This window comes from Stenotrophomonas sp. Steno-Z10-HUANG (assembly GCF_056393075.1).
Window position 1 is genome coordinate 85,824 of record NZ_JBWJPA010000011.1, and the last position, 23,800, is coordinate 109,623.

27 protein-coding genes are annotated in these 23,800 nt (G+C 70.4%); 17 read left to right on the plus strand and 10 right to left on the minus strand.

The features are described from left to right. Positions 1-78 precede the first annotated feature (78 nt). The gene (locus AC06E6_RS14200) at positions 79-1,782 is read left to right on the plus strand and encodes an amidohydrolase (RefSeq protein ID WP_478061770.1); all 1,704 of its coding nucleotides are present in this window, start codon (positions 79-81) and stop codon (positions 1,780-1,782) included. 45 nt (positions 1,783-1,827) lie between these two features. Here the strand turns inward: AC06E6_RS14200 and AC06E6_RS14205 are convergent, their stop codons facing one another. Together AC06E6_RS14205 and gltX are read right to left on the minus strand one after the other, a co-directional pair. Then, on the minus strand, positions 1,828-2,316 hold the full coding sequence (locus AC06E6_RS14205) for a transcriptional repressor (protein WP_161613444.1): 489 nt from the start codon (positions 2,314-2,316) through the stop codon (positions 1,828-1,830). Between the two features lie 16 nt (positions 2,317-2,332). After that, positions 2,333-3,736, minus strand: a complete 1,404-nt coding sequence (gene gltX / locus AC06E6_RS14210) for a glutamate--tRNA ligase (protein ID WP_478061771.1) — start codon at positions 3,734-3,736, stop codon at positions 2,333-2,335. Positions 3,737-3,957: 221 nt separating this feature from the next. Here gltX and AC06E6_RS14215 point away from each other — a divergent pair, with 221 nt between their 5' ends. After that, complete coding sequence (locus tag AC06E6_RS14215) at positions 3,958-4,791, plus strand: S1 family peptidase (protein WP_478061773.1); 834 nt, start codon at positions 3,958-3,960, stop codon at positions 4,789-4,791. Positions 4,792-4,839: 48 nt separating this feature from the next. Here the strand turns inward: AC06E6_RS14215 and AC06E6_RS14220 are convergent, their stop codons facing one another. Further along, positions 4,840-5,280 carry a copper chaperone PCu(A)C gene (locus AC06E6_RS14220; protein ID WP_478061775.1) on the minus strand — a complete coding sequence of 147 codons (441 nt, stop codon included), beginning with the start codon at positions 5,278-5,280 and terminating at the stop codon, positions 4,840-4,842. 38 nt (positions 5,281-5,318) lie between these two features. Between AC06E6_RS14220 and AC06E6_RS14225 the strand changes: the two genes are divergently transcribed. From AC06E6_RS14225 to AC06E6_RS14240, 4 genes are all read left to right on the plus strand, one after another. Continuing rightward, on the plus strand, positions 5,319-6,101 hold the full coding sequence (locus tag AC06E6_RS14225) for an enoyl-CoA hydratase/isomerase family protein (protein ID WP_240212107.1): 783 nt from the start codon (positions 5,319-5,321) through the stop codon (positions 6,099-6,101). A gap of 129 nt (positions 6,102-6,230) precedes the next feature. Further along, positions 6,231-7,127, plus strand: coding sequence for an acyl-CoA thioesterase II (gene tesB / locus AC06E6_RS14230; RefSeq protein WP_104939254.1), 897 nt, complete (start codon positions 6,231-6,233; stop codon positions 7,125-7,127). A 2-nt stretch (positions 7,128-7,129) separates the two neighbouring features. Further along, positions 7,130-7,669, plus strand: a complete 540-nt coding sequence (locus AC06E6_RS14235; RefSeq protein ID WP_478061777.1) for a putative signal transducing protein — start codon at positions 7,130-7,132, stop codon at positions 7,667-7,669. A 67-nt stretch (positions 7,670-7,736) separates the two neighbouring features. Then, on the plus strand, positions 7,737-8,951 hold the full coding sequence (locus AC06E6_RS14240; RefSeq protein WP_161613450.1) for an RNA polymerase sigma factor: 1,215 nt from the start codon (positions 7,737-7,739) through the stop codon (positions 8,949-8,951). A gap of 82 nt (positions 8,952-9,033) precedes the next feature. On the opposite strand, the gene AC06E6_RS14245 is transcribed toward AC06E6_RS14240, so the two are convergent. Continuing rightward, entirely contained in the window at positions 9,034-9,600 is a 567-nt protein-coding gene (locus tag AC06E6_RS14245) for an EF-hand domain-containing protein (protein ID WP_293756572.1), read from the minus strand. 160 nt (positions 9,601-9,760) lie between these two features. On the opposite strand from AC06E6_RS14245, the gene AC06E6_RS14250 reads away from it, so the two are divergent. Both AC06E6_RS14250 and AC06E6_RS14255 read left to right on the plus strand, forming a co-directional pair. Further along, a complete protein-coding gene (locus tag AC06E6_RS14250) occupies positions 9,761-10,519 on the plus strand; it encodes an arginyltransferase (protein WP_104939256.1) in 759 nt (252 codons plus the stop codon). 50 nt (positions 10,520-10,569) lie between these two features. Beyond that, positions 10,570-11,772 (plus strand): endonuclease/exonuclease/phosphatase family protein, encoded by a 1,203-nt coding sequence (locus AC06E6_RS14255; protein WP_293756575.1) that lies wholly within the window; start codon positions 10,570-10,572, stop codon positions 11,770-11,772. A 78-nt stretch (positions 11,773-11,850) separates the two neighbouring features. Here the strand turns inward: AC06E6_RS14255 and purT are convergent, their stop codons facing one another. Then, positions 11,851-13,050 carry a formate-dependent phosphoribosylglycinamide formyltransferase gene (purT, locus tag AC06E6_RS14260; protein ID WP_312346136.1) on the minus strand — a complete coding sequence of 400 codons (1,200 nt, stop codon included), beginning with the start codon at positions 13,048-13,050 and terminating at the stop codon, positions 11,851-11,853. A gap of 118 nt (positions 13,051-13,168) precedes the next feature. Between purT and AC06E6_RS14265 the strand changes: the two genes are divergently transcribed. The 7 genes from AC06E6_RS14265 (at position 13,169) to AC06E6_RS14295 (ending at position 17,542) form a co-directional block, all read left to right on the plus strand. Next, entirely contained in the window at positions 13,169-14,050 is an 882-nt protein-coding gene (locus tag AC06E6_RS14265; protein WP_293756581.1) for an SPFH domain-containing protein, read from the plus strand. A 10-nt stretch (positions 14,051-14,060) separates the two neighbouring features. Beyond that, on the plus strand, positions 14,061-14,348 hold the full coding sequence (locus tag AC06E6_RS14270) for a hypothetical protein (RefSeq protein ID WP_054666946.1): 288 nt from the start codon (positions 14,061-14,063) through the stop codon (positions 14,346-14,348). Further along, a complete protein-coding gene (locus tag AC06E6_RS14275; protein ID WP_054666948.1) occupies positions 14,345-14,527 on the plus strand; it encodes a type II toxin-antitoxin system antitoxin in 183 nt (60 codons plus the stop codon). Before AC06E6_RS14270 ends, AC06E6_RS14275 begins: the two co-directional genes overlap by 4 nt. Further along, positions 14,524-14,706 (plus strand): DUF4177 domain-containing protein, encoded by a 183-nt coding sequence (locus AC06E6_RS14280; protein ID WP_054666950.1) that lies wholly within the window; start codon positions 14,524-14,526, stop codon positions 14,704-14,706. Before AC06E6_RS14275 ends, AC06E6_RS14280 begins: the two co-directional genes overlap by 4 nt. Position 14,707: 1 nt before the next feature. Continuing rightward, positions 14,708-16,009: an alpha/beta hydrolase gene (locus AC06E6_RS14285; protein WP_478061779.1), complete on the plus strand. Its 1,302-nt coding sequence runs from the start codon at positions 14,708-14,710 to the stop codon at positions 16,007-16,009. 82 nt (positions 16,010-16,091) lie between these two features. Next, positions 16,092-16,652 (plus strand): PH domain-containing protein, encoded by a 561-nt coding sequence (locus AC06E6_RS14290; protein WP_237723409.1) that lies wholly within the window; start codon positions 16,092-16,094, stop codon positions 16,650-16,652. A gap of 89 nt (positions 16,653-16,741) precedes the next feature. Beyond that, complete coding sequence (locus AC06E6_RS14295; RefSeq protein WP_478061780.1) at positions 16,742-17,542, plus strand: M15 family metallopeptidase; 801 nt, start codon at positions 16,742-16,744, stop codon at positions 17,540-17,542. 181 nt (positions 17,543-17,723) lie between these two features. Here the strand turns inward: AC06E6_RS14295 and AC06E6_RS14300 are convergent, their stop codons facing one another. From AC06E6_RS14300 to AC06E6_RS14320, 5 genes are all read right to left on the minus strand, one after another. Beyond that, on the minus strand, positions 17,724-18,395 hold the full coding sequence (locus AC06E6_RS14300; protein ID WP_478061782.1) for a DNA-3-methyladenine glycosylase family protein: 672 nt from the start codon (positions 18,393-18,395) through the stop codon (positions 17,724-17,726). A 4-nt stretch (positions 18,396-18,399) separates the two neighbouring features. Continuing rightward, positions 18,400-18,771: a DUF423 domain-containing protein gene (locus AC06E6_RS14305; protein WP_478061806.1), complete on the minus strand. Its 372-nt coding sequence runs from the start codon at positions 18,769-18,771 to the stop codon at positions 18,400-18,402. A 172-nt stretch (positions 18,772-18,943) separates the two neighbouring features. Continuing rightward, positions 18,944-20,080, minus strand: coding sequence for a polyketide cyclase (locus AC06E6_RS14310; RefSeq protein ID WP_293756594.1), 1,137 nt, complete (start codon positions 20,078-20,080; stop codon positions 18,944-18,946). A gap of 355 nt (positions 20,081-20,435) precedes the next feature. After that, positions 20,436-21,077, minus strand: a complete 642-nt coding sequence (locus tag AC06E6_RS14315) for a response regulator (RefSeq protein ID WP_054666964.1) — start codon at positions 21,075-21,077, stop codon at positions 20,436-20,438. Continuing rightward, positions 21,077-22,276, minus strand: a complete 1,200-nt coding sequence (locus AC06E6_RS14320; protein ID WP_161613459.1) for a sensor histidine kinase — start codon at positions 22,274-22,276, stop codon at positions 21,077-21,079. Before AC06E6_RS14320 ends, AC06E6_RS14315 begins: the two co-directional genes overlap by 1 nt. Before the next feature lie 148 nt (positions 22,277-22,424). Here AC06E6_RS14320 and AC06E6_RS14325 point away from each other — a divergent pair, with 148 nt between their 5' ends. After that, positions 22,425-23,015, plus strand: coding sequence for a GNAT family N-acetyltransferase (locus AC06E6_RS14325; protein WP_161613460.1), 591 nt, complete (start codon positions 22,425-22,427; stop codon positions 23,013-23,015). Between the two features lies 1 nt (position 23,016). After that, on the plus strand, positions 23,017-23,775 hold the full coding sequence (gene minC / locus AC06E6_RS14330; RefSeq protein WP_240212118.1) for a septum site-determining protein MinC: 759 nt from the start codon (positions 23,017-23,019) through the stop codon (positions 23,773-23,775). Positions 23,776-23,800 lie beyond the last annotated feature (25 nt).

Consider the following 23,800-nt stretch of genomic DNA (forward strand, 5'->3'; position numbering starts at 1 on the left):
CGGGCACCACGCCGCCGACACACCGGCATCCACCGGGCTGCGCTAGGCTGTTGCCTCGCCCCCGGTTCGGATATCCCGATGAAATCGCCTCTGGCCCTCGCCGTGCTCGCCGCCTGCACGCCCGCCGGCGCCCTTGCCGCCGATACGCTGTACTCGGGCGGCACCATCCTCACCGTCAACGACCGCCAGCCGCAGGTCGAAGCGGTGGTGGTGCGCGACGGGCGCATCGCCTTTGTCGGCACGCGTCGGGCGGCACTGGACTTCAGCCCCGCCGCACGCCAGGTCGACCTGCAGGGCCATACCCTCACCCCCGGCTTCATCGACGGCCACAGCCATGTCTCCGGCACCGGCCTGCAGGCGCTGTCGGCCAACCTGCTGCCCGCCCCCGATGGCGAGGGCAACTCGATCCCGGACCTGCAGCGGATCATGCGCCGGTTCCTGACCGGCATCGCCATTCCCGGCGGCTACAAGGTGCTGATCGGCTTCGGCTACGACGATTCGCAGCTGGCCGAACGGCGCCACCCTACCCGCGAGGAACTGGACGCCATCACCACGCAGATCCCGGTGATCCTGATGCACCAGTCCGGCCACCTGGGGGCCTACAACAGCAAGGCGCTGGAGGTGGCCGGCATCACCGCCGCCACGCCCGACCCGGAAGGCGGGGTGATCCGCCGCGAACCCGGCTCGCGGGTGCCCAACGGGGTGATGGAGGAAAACGCGCACAACCTCACCCTGGCCAAGCTGATGCCCACGCTCGGCCTGGACGAGGCCATGGCGATGCTCGAGGCCGGCCAGGCGCTGTACATGAAGCACGGCTACACCACCGCCCAGGACGGCAATACCGATGCCGGCACACTGGCGATGCTGCCGCTGGCCGGCAAGAGCGGGAAGCTGAAAATCGACGTGGTCGCCTACCCCAACATCGAGGTGGCGCTGAGCAACCCGGCGATGCAGGGGCCGTACTACAGTCGCCAGTACACCGACCACTTCCGCATCGGCGGGGTCAAGATCACCCTGGACGGCTCGCCGCAGGGCAAGACCGCCTGGCTGACCCAGCCCTACTACAAGGTGCCCGACGGCCAGAAGCAGACCTACGCCGGCTACCCGATCTTCACCAACGCCCAGGCCGACGACCTGATCAACCGCGCCTGGGAACACGGCTGGCAGGTGCTGGCCCACGCCAACGGCGATGCCGCCATCGACCAGTTCATCCACGCCGTGAGCGCGGCCGAAAAAGCCCACCCGGGCAGGAAACTGCTGCCGGTGCTGATCCACGGCCAGACCCTGCGCAGGGACCAGGTGCCGCAGATCGCCCGGCTCGGCATCTTTCCCTCGCTGTTTCCGATGCACACCTACTACTGGGGCGACTGGCACCGCGAATCGGTACTGGGCCCGGCGCGTGCCGAGAACATCTCGCCCACCGGCTGGGTACTGGATGCCGGCATGAAGTTCACCTCCCACCACGACGCGCCGGTGGTGTTCCCCGACGCGATGCGGGTGCTGGACGCCACCGTCAACCGCACCACCCGCAGCGGTCATGTGCTCGGCCCGGACCAGCGGGTCACCCCGCTGCAGGCGCTCAAGGCCCTCACCCTGTGGGCGGCCGAGCAGTATGGCGAGCAGGACAGCAAGGGCTCGATCGAAACCGGCAAGCGCGCCGACCTGGTGGTGCTCTCGGACAATCCGCTGACCATCGCGCCGGCCGAACTGCACACCATCAAGGTGCTGCAGACGATCAAGGACGGCGAGGTCGTCTATCGCGCGGACGAGGCGGCGAAGTAAGCCGCCCCGCGCTGTTCCGGTGCCGGCCCGGGGCCAGCTCCGCGATCAGCCGGCGCACTCCGCGCACAACCCGTGTACTTCCAGGGTCTGTGCCTGCGGCTTGAAACCCAGTTCGCGGGCGCGGTTCTCGAGCTGGCGCACGATGTCCCGGTCCTCCAGCTCGACCGCGCTGTGGCAGCGGTCGCAGATCAGGAACGGCACCGAGTGCTGGTTGCTGCTGGGGTGGTGGCAGGCGACGAAGGAATTGACCGACGACAGCTTGTGCACGAAGCCGTTGGCCATCAGGAAATCCAGCGCGCGGTACACGGTGGGCGGGGCATCTGCGCCCACGCCCTTGCCCTCGCGTACCCAGTCCAGCAGTTCGTAGGCCTTGACCGGCTTGCCGGCTTCGGCGATCAGCCGCAGCACGTTGGCGCGGATCGGCGTGAGCCGCAGCCCGCGCTCGCGGCACACCCGTTCGACCACGGCGATGAAATCCGCCGCGTCGTCGACATGGTGGTGGGGGGCGGTGCAGCTGTGCTCGTGTCCGGTCATGTCTGCCTCGGCGGGATCAACCCTTCGGGACCTTGATGAGTGCGGCGTCGATGCGTTTCAAGGCTTCGTCGCGGCCGGCCAGGTACACCGTGTGCGAGATGTCCGGGCTGACCTGGGTGCCGGTGATGGCCACGCGCAGCGGTTGCGCCACCTTGCCCATGCCGATCTCCAGCGCGGCGGCGGTGTCGTGCAGGGCCACGCCCACGCTCTCCGCGGTCCACTGCGGCAGCGCCGCCAGCAGCGCGCGCGCCTTGCCCAGCGCCAGCTCGGCACCGGGCTTGAAGTGCTTGGCCACGGCCGCCTCGTCGTATTCGGTCAGCGGCTGGTACCAGACCACCGCCTTCTCGGCCATTTCCTTCAGCGTCTGCACGCGCTCGCGCAGGGCGATGACCACGTCCACCGGCGCCGGGCCGGCGGCCAGGTCCAGGCCCAGCTTTTCCAGCTGGTAGACCAGGTGCGGCGCGATGCGCTCCGGCGCCTCGGTCTTGAGGAAGTGCTGGTTGACCCAGCCAAGCTTGGCCATGTCCAGGCGCGAGGCCTTGGAGTTGCAGTTCTTCACGTCGAACAGGTCGATCAGCTCCTGGCGGCTGAACAGTTCCTGGTCGCCGTGCGACCAGCCCAGCCGTGCCAGGTAGCTCAGCAGCGCGTCGGGCAGGTAGCCGGCGTCCCGGTACTGCATCACGTCCGCCGCGCCGGTGCGCTTGGACAGCTTGGCGCCCTGCTCGTCCAGGATCATCGGCATGTGCCCGAACTTCGGCACCGGCGCACCGATGGCCTCGTACAGGTTGATCTGGCGCGGGGTGTTGTTGATGTGGTCGTCGCCGCGGATGACCTCGGTGATGCCCATGTCCCAGTCGTCCACCACCACCGCGAAGTTGTAGGTGGGGTAACCGTCGGGACGGAAGATCACCATGTCGTCCAGTTCGCTGTTGGCGATCTCGATGCGGCCCTTGATCAGGTCGTCGAATACCACGCTGCCGTCGAGCGGGTTCTTGAAGCGGATCACCCGGTTCGGGTCGTCCTTGAACGGCAGGCCCAGGTCGCGCGCGGCGCCGTTGTAGCGCGGCTTTTCCTGCCGGGCCATCGCGGCCTCGCGCATGGCATCGAGCTCCTCGCGGGTCTCGTAGGCGTAGTAGGCCTTGCCGGCGGCGATCAGCTGCTCGGCCACTTCCTTGTAGCGGGCGACGCGGTCGGTCTGGTAGACCGGGCCTTCGTCGTAGTCCAGGCCCAGCCAGTCCATCGCTTCCAGGATGGCGTCGATCGCCGCCTGGGTGCTGCGCTCGCGGTCGGTGTCCTCGATGCGCAGCACGAATTCGCCGCCACGGTGGCGGGCCTCCAGCCAGCAGTACAGCGCGGTGCGGGCGCCACCGATGTGCAGGTAGCCGGTGGGACTGGGGGCGAAGCGGGTGCGGACGGTCATGACGGGCGTGGAAGTGGGAATGGGCGCATTTTACCGCGTGATGGCTGCAACAAGCCGCTCCTGTCCTTTGCCCGGAAATCCACCCAATCCGCCATGTGCGCGCAGGAGCGCGCGAGCGAATACGATGACGGGGACTTATTCCGGGGATATGGCCGGCCGCATCCGCGGAACGGGACGGTACCTCCCTGGACATTCCATCGCCGCCCACTCCGGAACCGCCCATGCGCCGATTCGCCTGGCTCCTGCTGCTTCTCACCGTTCCCCTGGCTGCCGGCGCCGTCGTGATCCGGCACGACGTCGACGATGCGAAGTACCGCGTGCCCGCCTCAGCCTTCCCGGCACTGGTCGACATGCCCGGCGAGGGCCATGGCGTGCTGATCGCGCCGCGTTGGGTGGTGACCGCGGCGCATACCCTCCCGGCCCATTTCCCGCTCGGCCAGGTCGTGGTCGACGGGCGGCCGCGCGAGGTCGCGCGTGTCGTCGTCCATCCGGGCTACCGGACGCTGCCGCAGGCACTGGTCGACCAGGCCATGGCCAGCGGCGAGGCGATGCTGATCGTGGCTTTCCTCGCCACCTCCGACGACATCGCGCTGATCGAACTCAGGCAACCGGTGGCGGGCGTGGCGCCTGTCGCGCTCTACCCGCGCGGCGACGAGCCTGGCCGGACCATCGCGATCGTGGGAATGGGCGCCACCGGCACCGGCGCCACGGGGCACGATCCCGCCGGCCCCAACCGCACCGAGCTGCGCCGCGCGTTCAATATCGTCACCAGCGCCTATGACCGCTGGCTCTGCTATGTGTTCGACGAACCGCCCGCCGCCCTGCCCCTGGAAGGCATGCTGGGAAACGGGGACAGCGGAGGCCCGCTGCTCATCGAGGACGGCGGCCAATGGCGCCTGGCCGGCCTCGGGTCATGGAAGGTGATGGCAGGCGACGTGCGCACCGCGCGGCCGGGCCGTTACGGCCAGACCGCGTGCAACGTGCGTGCGAGCCACTACGCCGACTGGATCCAGGCGGTGATCTCCGGGCGCCCGCCGGCGCAGGTGGGAAGCTGAGCACCGCGCCGGCTGGCGCGGCCTTGGCGGCACACCCCGGCTTCCATCTCAGGGCCTGCGCACCACCAGCTCGCCGGGCACTTCGGTACCGTCGGACAGCACCAGCGACACCGGCACGCGCTGGCCTTCCTGCAGCGGGCCGTTGCCATCCATCAGCATCAGGTGCAGCCCGCCGGGCTTGAGCTCGACGCCCTTGCCCGCCGCCAGCGGCAGGCGCTCGATCGCGCGCATGCGGCTGACCCCATCGACCAGCGTGGTTTCATGCACGGACACGTCCTTGAACGCCGGGCTGCGCACCGCGGTCACCGCCACGTCGGCCTTGCAGGTGTTGTCGATGCGACCGAAGCCACCGGCCATGTGCGCCATCGCCGGGAAACGGATCCAGCCGCCATCCAGGCGCACGCATGACGACGGCGCGGCCTGCGCCAGCGCACTGGCGGCGAAGCCGGCCATGCCCAACAGTACGCACGCGAATGGTTTGGTTATCATCGGACCCTCGACTCCCTGCCGTAATTCGAGGCCGCAGCATGACAACGCTTATCGACACGATCAACCACGGCCCCGTGCGCGAACTGCGGCTGGCACGGCCGCCGGTCAACGCGCTGGATACCGAGCTGTGCCGCGCGCTGATCGCGGCGATGAACCAGGCCATGGCCGAGGACGTGCAGGGCGTGGTGCTGTCCGGCAGCGAGCGCGTCTTCACCGGTGGCATGGACGTGCCCTACCTGCTGCGCCATGGCGAAGACCGGCAGCGGCTGATGGACAGCTGGCAGGCGTTCTTCGGTGCCGCGCGCACGCTGGCCGACAGCCGCATCCCGGTGGTGGCCGCATTGACCGGGCACTCCCCGGCCGGCGGCTGCGTGTTGGCGCTGTGCTGCGATTACCGGGTGATGGCGCGCAGCGTCGATCCGGCCAAGCCGTACCTGATCGGCCTGAACGAAGTGCAGGTGGGACTGGTCGCGCCGGAAGGCATCCAGCGGCTGATGCGGCGCGTGGTCGGTGCGCACCGGGCCGGGGTGCTGCTGGCGGGTGGGCAACTGGTCAGCGCCGAGCGCGCGCTGGAGATCGGGCTGGTGGACGAACTGGCCGACGGCGCCGACGCCGTGGTCGCGCGCGCACTGGCCTGGCTGCAGGCGCAGCTGACGCTGCCGCGGCAGCCGATGCTGCAGACCCGCGCCATTGCCCGCGCCGACCTGCACGAGGCGATGCAGCCGCAGCACATCCAGCTGGAGCGCTTCGTCGAGGCCTGGTATTCGGCCGACGCCCAGGCCGCGCTGCAGGCCCTGGCGGCCAGGCTGGGCAAAAGCTAGGAACGGGGTGGCGAGGAACCAGAAACGGAGAGAGGCACGGCACGCTGCCGCCGCTTTCACCCGGCTCTCGTTCCTCTGCACGCGTTTCTGCTCCAAAATGGCGGCCTGTCGAACCCCAGGCCCGCCCTCTTGTCCGCCAACGCCGACCCCGTGGTACCCGAACTGATCGACCTGCTGTCGCTGGAGCGGCTCGAGGACAACCTGTTCCGGGGCCAGAGCCGCGACATCGGCACCAAGTACGTGTTCGGCGGGCAGGTGCTGGGGCAGGCGCTGGCCGCCGCCCAGGCCACCATCGACAACGGCCGCCACGTGCATTCGCTGCACGCCTATTTCCTGCGCGCCGGCAACATCGACCACCCGATCATCTACGACGTCGACCGCACCCGCGACGGCGGCAGCTTCTCGGTGCGCCGGGTCACCGCGATCCAGCACGGCAAGGTGATCTTCTTCTGTGCGGCGTCGTTCCAGCAGGCCGAACGCGGCGCCGAGCACCAGCACAAGATGCCCGAGGTCCCGCAGCCGGAAGACATCGAGCCCAACCGCCCGCTACCGCCGGAGGTGCTCGAACGACTGCCGGTGAAGGTGCAGCGCTGGCTCTCGCGCGGCGGCCCGTTCGAGTTCCGCCACGTCTACCCGCGCGATGAACTGCATCCGCCCAAGCGCCCGCCCTACCACCAGGTGTGGATGCGCCTGAACGAGCGCGTCGGCGATGCGCCGGAGCTGCACCAGGCGCTGCTGGCCTATGCCTCGGATTTCCACCTGCTGGGCACCGCGACCTTCCCGCACGGCATCAGCTACTACCAGCCGCACGTGCAGATGGCCTCGCTCGACCACGCGCTGTGGTTCCACCGCCCGTTCCGCGTGGACGACTGGCTGCTGTATTCGCTGGACAGCCCCAGCGCGCAGGACTCGCGCGGCCTGGCCCGCGGCCAGTTCTTCACCCGCGACGGCGTGCTGGTGGCCAGCACCGCGCAGGAAGGCCTGATCCGGGTCGCGCCGGCGGCCGGCGAAGGCGGCGGGGAGTAAGCATGCGCAAGATCTTCACCAGCCAGCGCGTGGAGAACGCCGAAGGCGTGGCCGCCCTGCTGCGCGAGGCCGGCATCGAGGTCCGCATCACCAACGGCCGCTCGTACCAGAGCAGGCGCCGCGGCCAGTTCAGCTATCTGGACAAGAAGGACGACAGCCAGTTGCCCACCGTCTGGGTGGTACGCGCCGACGACCAGCCGCGCGCCCGCGAGATCCTGCGCGACGCACGCCTGCTCGACACCACCCGCCGCGACCACCCGGTCGCCGAATACGCATTCCGCGACCCGCCGGCGGCGTCCGGCAGCCGCAGCTGGGCCTGGCGCATCCGCATCGCGCTGCTGCTGGTGATCGCCGCCGTCGCGCTGGTGGTCATGCTGCGCCACCGCGCCGCACCGCCGGCCGCACCGGTGTCCGCACCGGCGCCGCAGGTGCAACCGGCCCCCGGCCAGGACAACGCGGACGGCTTCCGGGTACGCATCCAGCCCAGCCAACCGGCCCCGGCCCCAACGCCAGCCGCACCGGCAACGCCACCGAAGCCCTGACCGGCAGGCGGGCAGTCACATCGGCCGGCGGGCTCCGTCCGGTAATGCAGACCACCGGGAGCCGCCCATGACCGCTGCCACGCTCGAATCGCTGCTGCACCACGAACTGCCCGCCGCCCGCGGCGGCTGCACCCAGTCCTATGGACGCATCGTGGTGGCCTGCCAGAACACGGTGACCGCCATCGCCCTGGCCATGACCCGCGACGTACAGGCCAGCGAGGACATCGCCCAGGAGGCCTTCATCAAGGCCTGGCAGCAGCTCAACCAGCTCAGCAATCCGTCCAGCTTCCTGCCCTGGCTGCGGCAGATCACCCGCAACCTCGCCCGCGACTGGCTGCGCGCCAACCGCAACCGCCCGCTCAGCGGCGAAGCCGCCGAGATCGCCATCGGCATGGCGGCCGACCCCGCCCCCGGCGCCGCCGAAGCCATGGCGCGGGTGGAGGAGGAACTGGCTGCCGAAGAGATCATCTCCGCCCTGCCCGAGGACAGCCGCGAGGCGTTGCTGCTGTTCTACCGCGAGGGCCAGAGCTCGCAGCAGGTCGCCGCGCTGCTGGGCTTGAGCGACGCGGCGGTGCGCAAGCGCCTGTCGCGCGCGCGCGCCACCGTGCGCGAGGAAATGCTGCGCCGCTTCGGCGAGTTCGCGCGCGCCAGCGCGCCGGGCACCGCGTTCGCCGCCACCCTGTGCTCGCTGCTGATGGTGGCCGCGCCCGGCACCGCCAGCGCGGTGGTGATCGGCAGTACCGCCGGCCTGGCCAGCGCCGGCAAGCTGGGCGCCGGGGCCGGCGGCATGGGCGCCAGCGCGGTGGGCGGCGGCGCGGCGGGCGGCTCGGTCGGCATGCTGGCCAATACGCTGATGGCCGATGGTTTCCACTTCGGCCTGGCCGTGGGCGCCACCCTCGGCGGCACCGCGGCCGCCTGGCTGGGCGGGTTGTACCTGCTGCACTACGCCGAATCGGCCGCCGAGCGCGCGCAGGTGCAGCGCTTCATGCGCCTGCACACCGCCACCGCCGCCCTGTTCTGCGGGGGCACGCTGCTGGTGGTGCTGCTGCACCTCGGGCTGGTGGTGTCGCTGGCATCGCTGCTGGTGGGCATGTGCGCGATCAACTACCAGTACCTGGTCACGCTGCCGCGGATCATGGGCCCGATGCTGGCCCGCGACGCCGCCCGCCATGGCCGCAGCGGCCCCACCCGCCTGTACAACAGCCTGTTCGGCCGCAGCGCGGTGGCGGTATCCAGCGTGCTGGTGGTCGCCTCGGTGCTGTACGTCCTGCTCACCCGCTGACCCGCCGCGCCCGCGGCCAATGCGGCGGGCGCGAAAAGCAGCGCCCCGCACGATGGCGGGGCGCTGTTTCATCGGGACTGGCTTACTTCGCCGCTGGCGCCGGCATCGGCTGCGGACCGCGCGTGCCCATCCTGGCACGGGCAGCCTCCAGCTCGGCAGGGCTCAACTTGCCGTCCTTGTCTGTATCGGCATTGCGGAACCATTCCTCGCGGCGCTGCTTGGCGCGCGCCTCGCGGTCGGCCTGGTCGATGAAGCCGTCCTTGTTGACGTCCATGCGCTGGAAGAAGGCCTGGTACTCGGCGGCGCTGACGCGGCCATCGTGGTCGCTGTCCATCATCCGCAGCATCCCCTGGCCTCCCGGGCCGCGATGGTGGCGGCCCATGCCGCGGTGGCCGTCGCCGCCACGGGCGTGCCAGCGCGGCATCTCATCGCGCGACAGCCTGCCGTCCTTGTTCGTGTCCCGTGCGTCGAAGCGCTGCGCCAGCCGCGGGTGCGCCGCGGCTTCCTGGCGGTCGATCGCGCCGTCGCCGTTGGCATCCATGCGCGCCGGCGCCGGCTTCTGCGTGGGCGCGGTGGCGGCCAGGGTGGCGCCGGTGGCGGAAGCGGCCAGCAGTACGGCCAGCAGGATCAGGGGTTTGCGGTGGGTCATGGTCGGGCTCCGGTGGTGGAAGATCGGGCGCATGGCTGCGTCCTCATGGCAATCAACGCGCGCCGGACGCCTGCGTTGACGCCGATACCGGCGGTGTTCACGGCGCAGACAGCCCACGCCGGACGCGCGTACTGAGACCGCCGGCCGCTATGCTGTGGCCATGGCCCTGCATGGCGACTCCCACGAAGAACTGCGCCTGTTCCAGACCGGCGAACACCCCTGCGGCTACTTTCCCGAGCGGCGCGCGCGCGACCTGGTGCTCGACCCGCAGGACAGCCGGCTGGGCGAGCTCTACCCGATGGCGCTGGGCTGGGGCTTCCGCCGCTCCGGCGACCTGGTCTACCGGCCACACTGCCAGCAATGCCGCGCCTGCGTGCCGGTGCGGGTGCCGGTGGACCGCTTCGCGCCCGACCGCAGCCAGCGCCGCTGCCTGGCGCGCAACCACGACCTCGAATGCCGGGTGCTGCCGGCCGCACGCACCGACGAGCAGTTCGCGCTGTACCGGCGCTACCTGGCCGCGCGCCATGCCCGCGGCGGCATGGACGACCATGGTCCGCACGAGTTCGACCAGTTCCTGATCGGCGGCTGGTCGCATGGGCGCTTCCTGGAGATCCGCGCCCCGGGCGCCGCCGGGCAGCGCGGCCCGCTGCTGGCGGTGGCCGTCACCGACGTCACCCCGCTGGGGCTGTCGGCGGTGTACACGTTCTTCGATCCGGACCAGCGCGCACGCGGCCTGGGCACCTACGCGATCCTGCAGCAGATCGACTGGGCGCGCCGTTGCCGCGCTCCCCACCTGTACCTGGGGTACTGGATCGACGGCCACCGCAAGATGGACTACAAGCGCCGCTACCGGCCGCTGGAGTGCTTCGACGGCCGCCGCTGGCTCGACATGGACACCGGTGCCGCGCCGGTCGCATAGGCCCATACGCTGCCATCCCACCTTCATCGCCCGGGTGCGAGAATGCGGCCATGAACAAACACACCCTGCTCCTGGCCCTGACGATGCTCTGCGCCGCCTGCACCAGCACCGCCCCGGCCGCCGCGCCGGCAGCACCGGCCACTGCCCAGCTGCGGCTGGCGACCTACAACACGTCGTTGTATTCGGACGATGCCGGCGGCCTGATCCGTGAACTGGAAGGTGACAGCGCGCATGCGCGCAAGATCGCCGCGGTGCTGCAGCGGGTCCGTCCCGACCTGGTGCTGCTCAACGAGTTCGATTTCGACGAGGCCCATCGCGCCGCCGACCTGTTCCAGCAGCGCTATCTGGAAACCGCGCAGGCCGGTGGCGGCGACCCGTTGCGTTATCCCTACCGCTACCTGGCACCGGTCAACACCGGGGTGCCCAGCGGCCTGGACCTGGACAACAACGGCAGCGTCGGCGGCAAGGGCCGCGAGCGCGGCAACGATGCCTGGGGCTACGGCCTGCACCCGGGCCAGTACGGCATGCTGGTGCTGTCGAAGTACCCGATCGACACCGCGGCCGTGCGCAGCTTCCAGCTGTTGAAGTGGAGCGCCCTGCCCGGCGCGATCCGCCCGATCGACCCGGATACCGGCAAGCCGTTCTGGAACGACGCGGTCTGGTCGCAGCTGCGGCTTTCGTCCAAGTCGCACTGGGACGTGCCGGTGCGCACCCCGCTGGGCACGGTGCACGTGCTGGCCGCGCACCCGACCCCGCCGGTGTTCGATGGCCGGGAAAAGCGCAACGCCGCGCGCAACCATGACGAACTGCGGCTGTGGAAGGACTACCTGGACGGCGGCGACGCGCCGTGGCTGTGCGACGACCAGGGCCGCTGCGGCGGGCTGGCCGCGGATGCGCGCTTCGTGATCGTCGGCGACCTGAACAACGACCCGGTGGATGGCGACGGCCGCCACGATGCCATCGTCGAGCTGCTGGAACACCCGCGGGTGCTGCGCTACCCGACCCCGGCCAGCGCCGGCGGCGAGCAGACCAGCCTGGCCTATGCGGAAAAAGGCATCGTGCGCCGCGGCGCGCCGCAGCATGCCACCGGTGATTTCGGCCCGCGCTCGGGCACGATGCGGCTGGATTACGTGCTGCCCTCGACCGGCTTCAGCTACGTCGACGGCGGCGTGTTCTGGCCGGCGGCCGGCACCGCGGAGGCGGCGATCGCCGACGGCAGCGACCACCACCTGGTATGGGTGGACGTGCGCTGAGCCTGCCCGCAGGCAGCAGCGACTGAAGAAAAAAACGCCGGCGACCGCCGGCGTTTTTCTGTCATGCCGAGCGGCCGGTCAGCGCAGCTCGATGCCGATGGCCGCGGCCGCGTCGCGGGCGATGGCGCGGGCCTGGTCCACGTCCGCGGCACGGGCCAGGGTGACGCCGACCCGGCGCTGGCCCTGCACCACCGGCTTGCCGAACAGGCGCAGCGCCGAATCCGGGTGCGCCAGCGCGTCGGCCACGTTGCTGAAGAACGGCACGCCGTTGCCCTGCGCCAGCAGCGCGCATGACGCCGCCGGCCCATAGTGGCGGATCAACCCGCCCTCGCCGGCATCGACCGGCAGCCCGAGGATCGCCCGCGCATGCAGCGCGAACTCGCTCAGCGCCTGCGATGCCAGCGTCACCAGCCCGGTGTCATGCGGGCGCGGGCTGACCTCGCTGAACCACACCTCGTCACCCTTCACGAACAGCTCCACGCCGAACACGCCCCAGCCGCCGAGGTCGTCGGTGATCGCGCGCGCCACCGCCTGCGCGCGCGCCAGCGCCGCGGCCGACATCGCCTGCGGCTGCCAGCTTTCGCGGTAGTCGCCGTCGCGCTGCAGGTGGCCGATCGGCGCGCAGAACGCGGTGCCGCCGGCGTGGCGCACGGCAAGCAGGGTGATCTCGTAGTCGAAATCGATGAAGCCCTCGACGATGCAGCGCCCGGCGCCGGCGCGGCCACCGGTCTGCGCGTACTCCCAGGCCGGGCCGATGTCGGCCGCGCTGCGCAGCGTGCTCTGGCCCTTGCCCGACGACGACATCACCGGCTTGACCACGCACGGCAGGCCGATGGCCTCTACCGCGGCGCGGTACTCGGCCTCGGTGTCGACGAAGCGGTACGGCGACGTCGGCAGGCCCAGGGTTTCGGCCGCCAGCCGGCGGATGCCCTCGCGGTCCATGGTCAGGCGCGCCGCGCGCGCGGTGGGAACCACGCGCAGGCCCTGCGCGGCCTCGAGCTCCACCAGGGTCTGGGTGTGGATGGCCTCGATCTCGGGCACCACCAGGTGCGGCTGTTCGCGCGCGATCACCGCGCGCAGCGCCTGCGGATCGAGCATGTCGATGACATGGCTGCGGTGCGCGACCTGCATCGCCGGGGCATCGGCATAGCGGTCCACGGCGATCACTTCCACGCCAAAGCGCTGCAGTTCGATCGCCACTTCCTTGCCCAGTTCGCCCGAACCGAGCAGCAGCACGCGGGTGGCGGAAGGGGACAGCGGGGTACCAAGCGAGGTCATCGGGCGGATCCGGAGGGCAACGGGGGCGCACATTCTAGCCGCGGGCAAGCGATCGCCCCCTCTTGCATGTTGATATCAATTTGATATCTTTCATCGCAACCACCACGGATGACGCGCCATGAAAGAGAAAGCCCTCGGTTCCCTGCCCGGCATTCCCAGCCTGCTGGGCTCGCTGCTGTTGATGCTGGCCGGCGCCGCCGCGCTGGTCTACGCGGTGGTCCTGGCCAAGTCCGGGGCCGGCGGTGCCGGCCTGCTGGTGGCCGCTGGCCTGGTGCTGCTGGTCGTGGGCCTGTTCCTGAGCTGCGGCCTGTACATGGTCCAGCCCAACCAGGCCGCGGTGGTGAGCCTGTTCGGCAAGTACGTGGGCACGGTCAAGGACAACGGCCTGCGCTGGAACAACCCGTTCTTCACCAAGAAGAAGGTCAGCCAGCGCGTGCGCAACTTCGAGAGCGGCAAGCTCAAGGTCAACGAACTGGACGGCTCGCCGATCGAGATCGCCGCGGTGATCGTGTGGCAGGTGGTGGACGCCTCCGAGGCGGTCTACAACGTCGACGACTACGAGAGCTTCGTGCACATCCAGTCCGAGTCGGCGCTGCGCGCGATGGCCACCAGCTACCCCTACGACCAGCACGAGGACGGCCAGCTGTCGCTGCGCAGCCACGCCAGCGAGATCTCCCAGCACCTGAAGGACGAGCTGGCCGAGCGCCTGGCCGATGCCGGGGTGCAGGTGCTCGACGCGCGCATCAGCCACCTGGCCTATGCCCCCGAGATCGCCCAGGCGATGCTGCAGCGGCAGCAGGCCAACGCGGTGATCGCCGCGCGCCAGCGGATCGTCGCCGGCGCGGTGGGCATGGTCGAGATGGCCCTGGCCGAGCTGCAGAAGAGCGGCCTGGTCTCGCTGGACGAGGAACGCAAGGCGCAGATGGTCGGCAACCTGCTCACCGTGCTGTGCTCGGACCGCGGCACCCAGCCGGTGGTCAACACCGGTTCGCTGTACTGAGGCAGCATCGATGAATGACCTGCTCGCCGCGCTGATCGTCGCCCTCACCGGCCTGCCCGCCCTGGGCATCGCCGCCTGGAGCAGCCGCGATGGCAGCCGCCACGCGCGCGGCCTCGGGCTGCGCTGGGCGCTGATCGCGCTGAGCCTGTTCCTGGGCGCCACCGGCCTGTACCTGGCCGCCGGCAACCGCATGGCCACCTATGCCGTGGTGATCGCGCTGGTGGTGGTGGTCAACGCGCTGGGCGTGGCGCTGGTCCTGCACCTGCGTCGCGCACCGGTGGGGACGGGACGCCGGTGAGCGAGAAGAAGGCCTATCCGCTGCGCATCAACGCCGACGTGCTGGCGGCGGCGCAGCGCTGGGCCGACGACGAGCTGCGCAGCCTCAACGCGCAGATCGAGTACGTGATACGCGATGCGCTGCGCAAGGCCGGGCGGCTGCCCACCCCCAGAAACGAATCCACCGAGGAAGAACCATGAGTACGCAATGGAAGTATCTCGTCGTCAAAGTGAAGACCGGCATGCTCGGCGACTTCAAGATGGAGACGCTGCAGGAAGAGCTGGACCGGCATGGCCGGCTCGGCTGGGAACTGGTCAACGTGGTACACGCCACGCCCACCATCTCCTCGCCCACCCTGATCTTCAAGAAGGAAGTCTGAGATGAAGCGACTGCAGGCATGGATCGCCGGCATGGCGACCGCGGTCGTGATCGCGGCCGGTGCAGCGGCCGCCGATTCCCCCGCCGCGCTGGCCACGCGGCTGCTCGACCAGCTCGACGCCGGCCAGTACGCCGCGGCCGAGGCCACGTTCTCGCCGCAGATGAAGGCCGCGGTTCCTGCGCACAAGCTCAAGGCCATGTGGGAGTCGCTGCCCGTGCTACTGGGCGCGGCGGGTGCGCGCGGCGAAGCGACCGTCAGCGAGGCCGACGGCTTCCGCATCGTGGCCATCCCGCTGGCCTACGCACGCGACAACGTGCTGGCGCGCGTGGTGCTGGACGGCGACGACCGCATCGCCGGCTTCCTGGTGCAGCCCCCGCCGCCCCCGCCACCGCCGCCGGCCGCGGATGCGTCCTTCAGCGAACAGGCCATCACCCTGCCGGCGCTGGCGTCGGGCAAGCCCGGACTGCCGGGCACGCTGACCCTGCCGCGGGGCAAGGGCCCGTTCCCCGCCGTGGTGCTGGTGCATGGCTCCGGCCCGCAGGACCGCGACGAGACCATCGGCGGCAACCGCCCGTTCCTGGACATCGCCCGCGGCCTGGCCGCACACGGCATCGCCTCGCTGCGCTACGACAAGCGCACCCGGGCGCGGCCGCAGGATTTCAGCGGCACGTTCGGCATCGATGACGAAACCACCGACGACGCCGTCGCCGCCGTCGCCGCGCTGGCCGGCAATGCCGCCATCGCCCACGACCGCATCCACGTGCTCGGCCACAGCCAGGGCGGCCTGCTGGCCGGCCGCATCGCCGCCAGGAGCCAGGGCAAGGTGGCCGGGCTGATCCTGCTGGCGGCACCGGCGCGCCCGATCCTCGACCTGCTGGGCGAACAGAACCGCTACCTGGCCCATCTCGACGGCAGCGTCAGTGCCGAAGAACAGGCGCACCTGGACGCCCTGGATGCGGCCATCGCCAAGGTGCGCCACGATCCCGCGGCGACGCTGCTGGAGCTGCCCGGCCACTACTGGCAGCAGCTTGAACGCATCGACCCGGTGGCCGATGCGCGCGCCAGCCAGCTCCCGGTGCTGTTGCTGCAGGGCGGCCGCGACTTCCAGGTGGTCGATGCCGACTGGCAGCGCTGGAAACAGGGACTGCAGGGGCCACGCTACCGCTTCCACCTGTACCCCGCGCTCAACCACCTGGGCATCGCCGGCGAAGGCAAGGGCACCCTGGACGAATACAGCAAGCCGGGCCATGTCGATGCCACGCTGATCCAGGACATCGTGCGCTGGGTACAGGCGCAGGAATGACACCACGGTGTCCCGATGCCGGGGTGATGATGCCGGCACCGGACACCCGCGGCCCACGACCACCGGAACAGGAACCCGCGAAATGGCGACTGCGACACCCCTGCCGAAGGACTATCCGCTCGCGCCACAGGGCGGCATGCCGCTGCTGATCCTGTGGGCCATCCTGCTGGCGGCGATCGGGCTGCCGCTGGCGTTCCTGGCCGGCGACAAGGGCGTGGCGGCACTGGCGAGCCCACGCGCCTGGGTGGGCCCGCTGCTGGTGTCGCTGACCGGCGTGGCGGTGAGCCTGGCCTACCTGCGCAAGCGCATCACGCTCGATGCCGGCGGCCTGGTGGTCCGCTCCACGTTCTATACCCGGACCGTGGCCATCGGCTCGCTGCAGCTGGAGCGCGCGCGCATCGTCGACCTGGGCGAACACCGCGCCTTGAAACCGGCGCTCAAGACCAACGGCTACAGCCTGCCCGGCTTTCGCTCCGGCCACTACCGCATGGGCGATGGCAGCAAGGCGTTCTGCCTGATCACCGACCCCAGCCGCGTCCTGGTGCTGCCGCTGCGCGATGGCGCGCAGTTGCTGCTTTCGCCCGAGCAGCCACGTGCCCTGCTCGACGCACTGAAGCAGCGCGCCGGCGACGGCGCGGCGTAGAAGCGACCAACGCGCATTGCCGGCGGGCACGACTGCATGCGCCAGCGCCGGCAATCGACAGCCCCGCGGCGATGGCCCAAGCTAACGCCATGCGCACCGCTCCCCGCCTGCTGCTCAATACCCCGGATATCGAACTGTGGCCTGGCGGCCTGCTGCGCGCGCGCAGCAACCACGATGCACGGCTGCTGTCCCGTGCGCGCACGGTGCTGCGGCGCAAGCGCGACGGGCGCTACCTGGCCGCGCAGCTGCCGGAAGGACTGATGCCGATGGTCGAACGCCTGGCCCGCGAGCCGGGCATCGACGCGGCGCTGCAGTGCCTGGAAACCCCGCTGCCGCGCGGCGGTCCGCCCGCGCAGGCATCGCTGCCGCTGGATCGCCTCAACGAACGCCTGCAGCGCCTGGGCCTGGACCAGCGCTATGCCGCCGGCAGCGGCCTGCCGCTGGTGGCGGAGCCGGCCTGGCTGCATTTCGCCGGCCTGGACCGCTACCGGCGCGCGCTGTGGCTGACCCGCGGCGCCGCGCGCGCGTGGCAGCGGCTGCGCGCGGCCGCGGCGGTTGACGGCGTCGCGCTGGATGCGATCTCCGGCTACCGCAGCCACGACTACCAGCTGGGCATCTTCGAACGCAAGCTCGCCCGCGGCCTGCGCGTGGCGGAGATCCTCACCGTCAACGCGGCGCCGGGCTACAGCGAGCACCACGGCGGCAACGCACTGGACATCGGCACGCCCGGCGAGCCGCCGGCGGAAGAATCGTTCGAGCGCACCGCGGCCTTCGCCTGGCTGCAGGCGCATGCCGGGGAGTTCGGCTTCCACATGAGCTACCCGCGCGGCAACCCGCACGGCATCGTCTACGAACCCTGGCACTGGTGCTTCAGCGGCCCCACGGGGTGAACCCGCCAGCGGCGGCCGCTGGCGCACGCGCCGCAGCCGCGCGCGCAGCCTTGGCCACCCGCGGCGCCTGCGCGAGGTCGCCCCCCCCCCCGGCGTACGGCGAACCCGCCCCGGCAGCATCCGGCCGCCTTGGCATGCACCGCACCGGCGCACCCAGCGGACGACAGCGCTGATGCGGTGCTCAGTCCTGCGAGCGGTTGGTGTCCGCGCCGCCGTCGGCCATGTCGGCGATCCGCCACAGGTACAGGCTGGCCAGGGTGCGGTACGGCCCCCAGCACTGGCCACGGGCCTGCAGTTCGCGCGGCGTGGGCAGCCCCGCCCCGCCATCGACCCGCTGCGCACCCTTGCGGACGCCCAGGTCGTCCACCGGCAGTATGTCCGGCCGGCCGAGCCGGAACATCAGCATCATCTCCACCGTCCAGCGGCCGATGCCGCGGATCGGCAGCAGCGCCTCGACGATGGCCTCGTGGTGCATCCACGCCATCTGCCGGGTCGAGGGGATGTCCCCGGCCAGCTCGCGCCGCGCCAGGTCGCGCAGCGCCAGTGCCTTGTTGCCCGATACGCCGCAGGCGCGCAGCCCGGCGTCGTCGATGCGGGCCAGCGTCGCGGCGTGCAGGCGCTGGCTGCCGATCGCCGTTTCCACCCGCCCGACGATGGTCGTGGCCGCCTTGCCGCTGAGCTGCTGGAACACGATGGCGCGCGCCAGCGCATCGACCGGATCGAACGGACGCCGCCACCCGGGCGGCGCATCCAGCGGGCCGACGCGGCGGATCCAGCGCGCCAGGCGCCGGTCGTGGCGCTGCAGGTGCGCCAGCCCCTGCCCGAGGTCGAAACCGCGCGGGTGCCGGGGCACGCGGCTAGCGCCTCAGCGCGCTGAGCGCCAGCAACACCCAGCCGGCCATCAGCGCGGTGCCGCCGGCCGGCGCCAGGCGCGCCGGCCACCAGCCCAGCGCACCGCCGGCCACGCTGCCGGAGAACAGCAGCACGCCCAGCAGCAGCACATACAGCGCGGTACGCCCGGCGGCGTTCAGCGATGCCGGGCCGAGTATCGCCAGCACCGCGCCATGGCCGAAGGCGTACAGGGCCGCCGTCTCCAGGTGGGACCGCGCCAGCGGATCGCCCACCGCATGCGACGCGTAGGCCGACATGCCCACCGCCGATGCCGCCAGCAGCGCCCCGCAGAACGCCAGCAGCGACGGCCTGCGCACCCTCCGTTCCAGTCCCAGCATCATCTTCCCCCGGTTGCTCGGCCACCACGGCGTGGCCATGTACATGCGGACGCCGGGCGCATCGCCTGCCCGGGCCGGCGTCCGCGTGCCACCGGGCAGCAGGCAACAAAAAACGCGCCGCTGGGGGCGGCGCGTTTTCTGTGCATCACTTCATTCTTCCGCGACAGGCCGGTTACTTGACCGACCAGTACACGTCGTAGGTGCCGTCGGTGGTGAACGCCTTGTCCACGCCGCCCTTCCACGATTCGTACGGACGGTCGGTCACTTCGTAGCCGGCAGTGGTCGCCCAGGCGCGCAGCGCGTTGCGCGCCACGTCCAGGCCCGCCATGTGGCCGGTGTAGGAAGCGAACGCCGAACGGTGCGCGTCGGCATGCACGTAGGTCACCGGGTTGCCGGACGGGATCTTGACGTCGAGCTTGCCACCCGTGGCGGCAACCGGGGCGGCCTCGGCCTTGTCGGCCTCGCCTTCCTTCTTGTCGCCGGCAGCGGCGGCAGCGCTCTTCTTGCGCACCGGCTGGGCCACGTCGAAAGCGTACTTCTCGGCGCCGAAATCGGTGGTCACGATGCGCACCGGGCCGGCGGCCTCCAGGCCGTTGGCTTCCATCGCGCGCTTGATCCACTCCTGGTTGTCCAGGATCGACTTGCGGATGCTCTCGTTGCTGCGGTCGATGTTGCCGGCGTTGACCACCAGCAGATCCTCGACCGGAACGTCCACGACCTTCAGGTCGGTCAGCGGGGCTTCGGCGGCGCGGTAATCGACGTTCGGCACCGAGGCCAGCATGTTGGCCATGCGCGACAGGCCCAGCTTCAGGTCGTCGCCGATGTGGCGGCTGACGTACAGGCCGGCGTAGCGGCCGAACAGGTCGAACCCGTAGTTGACCGAGTAGTCCTGGGTGATCTTGACGTTGCGGTCGTTCTTGCCGGTCGGCTCCAGGGTGAAGGTGGTGACCTTGTCCTTGCCCTTGGTCTGGTCCTCGATCGCGATCACCACGCGCTTGTTCTGCTCGGTGTCGGTGATTTCCCAGCTGCCCTGGCCCAGCGCGCTGTCCTTGGACGAATACTCCAGGCGGGCGCCCTTGCCGGCGTCCGGACCGCTGTACTTCAGCTCGATGCCCTTGTCACGCAGCACCAGCGGGTTCCAGTCCTTGAAGCGGCGCAGGCTGTTGACCGTGTCGTACACGATCGTCATCTTGCGGTTGGTTTCGATGCTTTCGGAAATGTGGCGCTCGCCCGGCAGGCACACGCCAATGATGACGAACAGGCCAGCCACGATCCCCAAGGCGATCAGGAACTCGATAATACGGGTCATTCAGGAGTCTCCGGGGCCGATCCCACGGCCGGGTTGATTGAAGCGAAGCCCCCATCCTATCAGGCTTTGCGCAGGTTGTTGACGGATTTGGCGCACCGGTTTCCGTGTCCGGTGCAGGCATGCGGGCCGAAGGCCGTAAAGGCTGCCACCCCGCCGCCGGGGCCCTGCACGATGCCATGCGCGGGCCGGGCTGGCGAGGGGTGCGACGCCGCTTATTTTCCCTCTACCGGCGGCCTCCGCACCAGTCGTTCCATGAGATTCATTCGAAAGCAGATTCCGCCATACCGGCATCCGCCGGCGCGGCAACGCCCGCCGGACGCAGCCGTATGGCCCGGGCGCGCGGCGCGGTGGCCGCTCACACCAGTTGCAGCTCGAACGCCTTGAGCACCGCCCGGGTGCGGTCGCGCACGCCCAGCTTGCTCAGTATGTTGGACACGTGGTTCTTGATGGTGCCCTCGGCCACGCCCAGTGAATTGGCGATCTCCTTGTTGGAAAAGCCGCTGGCCATCAGCCGCAGGATCTCGGTCTCACGGTCGGTCAGCGGATCGGGCCGGTCGAGGCTGACGAACTCGTTGCGCATGTGCTCCAGCCCGGACAGCAGGCGCTGGGTCACCGCCGGCTGCACCAGCGAGCCGCCTTCGGCCACGGTGCGGATCGCGCCGACCAGCTGCTCCAGGGTCACGTCCTTGAGCAGGTAGCCCTTGGCACCGGCCTTGAGCCCGGCCAACACCAGCTGGTCGTCGTCGAACGTGGTCAGGATGATCGCCGGCGGCAGCTGCCCCAGCCGCGACAGGGTCTGCAGCGCCTCCAGCCCGGACATCACCGGCATGCGCATGTCCATCAGCACCACGTCCGGCGCCACCTGCGGGATCATTTCCACGGCCTGGCGGCCATCGGTGGCCTCGGCCACCACTTCGATGCCGTCGTCCAGCGCCAGCAGCGAACGGATGCCCTGGCGTACCAGGGTTTGGTCATCGACCAGACAGACGCGGATCATCAGTTCACTCCTTGCGGCCCGGAGGCCAGCATCATATGGGTTGCCACCGGCAGCGAGGCACGAAGGTGGAAGCCTTCGCCGCGCCGTGCCGACACGTCCAGTTCGCCGCCATACTGCGCCAGGCGTTCGCGCATGCCGCGCAGCCCATTGCCGGGCAGGATGTCCTCCACCTCGCCACCGACGCCATCGTCGCGGGCGTCGATCACGATCCGCCCATGGGCGCGCTCGACCCGGATCCACAGGTTGCGGGCGCCGGCATGGCGCACCGCGTTGGTGATCACTTCCTGGGTGCAGCGCAGCAGCACGTGGGCGCGCTCGGGGTCTTCCACGCTCAGCGGGTCGTCCATGTCCAGGTGGATCTCGAGCGAAGGCACCCGCTCGGCCAGCGGCCGCAGCGCCGCGGCCAGGTCGATCGCCCCGCTCTCGCGCAGCTGGCTGACCGCCTCGCGCACGTCGGTGAGCAGCAGTTTGGCCAAGGTGTGCGCCTGGCGCACGTGTTCCTGCGCCTGGCCCTCGGTGATGTGGCCGGCCACTTCCAGGTTCAGGCTCAGCGCGGTCAGGTGGTGGCCGAGCAGGTCATGCAGTTCGCGCGAGATGCGGGTGCGCTCGTTGACCCGCGCGCTCTCGGCCAGCAGCAGGCGGGTCGCGCGCAGCTCGGCGTTGAGCCGGCGCTGTTCCTCGCGGGCCTGGGTCTGCTGCCGCGCCACCAGGCTGGTCACGAAGATGAACATCGAGAACCCGGCATACAGCAGCGACTGCAGCAGCGCCTCGAACAGCGGCAGCCCCATGATCAGGTGGTAGACCGGCAGCACCGCCAGCTGGCTGAGCACCAGCCAGACCACCCCGACCCGCTTGCTCAGCAGCCACGGGATCACCCCGGCCGCGACCATCAGCAGGATGCTGCCCAGCCCGGTGACGCTCAGGTAGCTCACCGCCAGTCCGGACAGGGTCAGCACCAGCAGGGCCAGGCGGTCGTACCAGCTGGTGTGGCCACCGGCGGTCAGCCCGCGGGTCAGCCAGAAGTAGCACACGCCGAACGCCAGGTACGCGGCCAGCAGCCAGGTGGCTTCGCCCAGGCTCGGCGGCAGCTCGCCCTCGGCCGGCGCGTACTGGGTGTAGAGCAGCGGCAGGCTGACCAGGCCCCAGGTGAACAGGCCGGCCAGGCGCAGGACGCGGGTATGGCTGAGATATCCCAACATGGGTGCATGGTAAGGACCGCGGCGGCTTTGCGCCCTCCCACGGAAGTCATGCCCGGATGGCGCTCGCCCGGTCCGGCCGGCCATGCGATAATCGCCGGCCAGCCCCCACCCCTCACTCGGGGCCGACCGCTTCACCCACGGAGTCACAATGTCGATCGTCATCCGCGACGTGCGCGAGCACGAGCTCGATTCCGTCCTGGCACTGAACAACAACGCCGGCCTGGCCATCCTGCCGCTGGATGCCGCCAAGATCCGCCGCTTCTACGAAACCGCCGAGTATTTCCGCGTCGCCGAGCGCGACGGCAACATGGCCGGCTTCCTGGTCGGCTACGGCAGCAGCGCCGAGCACGACAGCTGCAACTTCGCCTGGTTCCAGCAGCGCTACCCCAGCTTCTTCTATATCGACCGCATCGTGGTCGCCAGCCGCCGCCGCGGTGGCGGCGTCGGCCGTGCGTTCTATGCCGACGCGCAGAGCTACGCCGAGCTGCGCTACCCGCAGATGGCCTGCGAGGTGTTCCTGGACCATGGCGCCGACGCCGCGCTGCTGTTCCATGGCAGCTTCGGCTTCCGCGAGGTCGGGCAGAACACGATGCCGGCCGTGGACGTGCGTGCCAGCATGCTGCTCAAGGACCTGTGCAGCTATGAGTGGGTGAAGGAAACCTATGGCGACAACCTGCCCGACGTTCCGTGGGCGGGCCACACACGCCGGCCCATGCAGCAGCGGCCGACGGGAACCTGAGATGGCAGTGAATCCGGATTACGAACAGGCAGGCGAACTGAAGATCGGGCAGGTGGGCATCGCCAACCTGCGCATCCGCACCCTCGACGTGGAGCGGCTGGTACAGGAAATGCGCGAACGCGTGGCGCGCGCGCCCAAGCTGTTCGGGCGCGCGGCGGTGATCCTTGATTTCGGCGGCCTCAGCCGCGTTCCCGACCGGGCCAGCGCGCAGGCGCTGCTGGACGGGCTGCGCGATGCCGGCGTGCTGCCGGTGGCGCTGGCCTATGGCACCAGCGAAGTCGAGCAGCTCTCGGTCCAGCTCGGGCTGCCGCTGCTGGCCAAGTTCCGTGCCCAGTACGAACGCGCCGATGCCGCCCCGCCGGCACCGGCCCCGGCGCCCGCTCCGGCCCGGCGCGCGCCCGAACCCGCACCGGCACCGGCACCGGCCGCGCAACCCGGGCGCATGCAGCTGGGCGCGGTGCGTTCGGGCCAGCAGCTGTACGCCGAGAACTGCGACCTGACCGTACTCTCAACGGTGGGCGCCGGCGCCGAGGTGATCGCCGACGGCAGCATCCATATCTACGGTACGCTGCGTGGCCGCGCCCTGGCCGGCGCGCAGGGCAATACCGGTGCCCGCATCTTCTGCCGCGACTTCCACGCTGAACTGGTCGCGATTGCGGGACGCTACAAGGTGCTGGACGATATTCCCGACAACCTGCGCGGCAAGGCCGTGCAGGTCTGGCTGGAGCAGGACCAGATCATGATCGCTGCGCTGGATTGACGCGCAGCCCACCACGGAACATTCA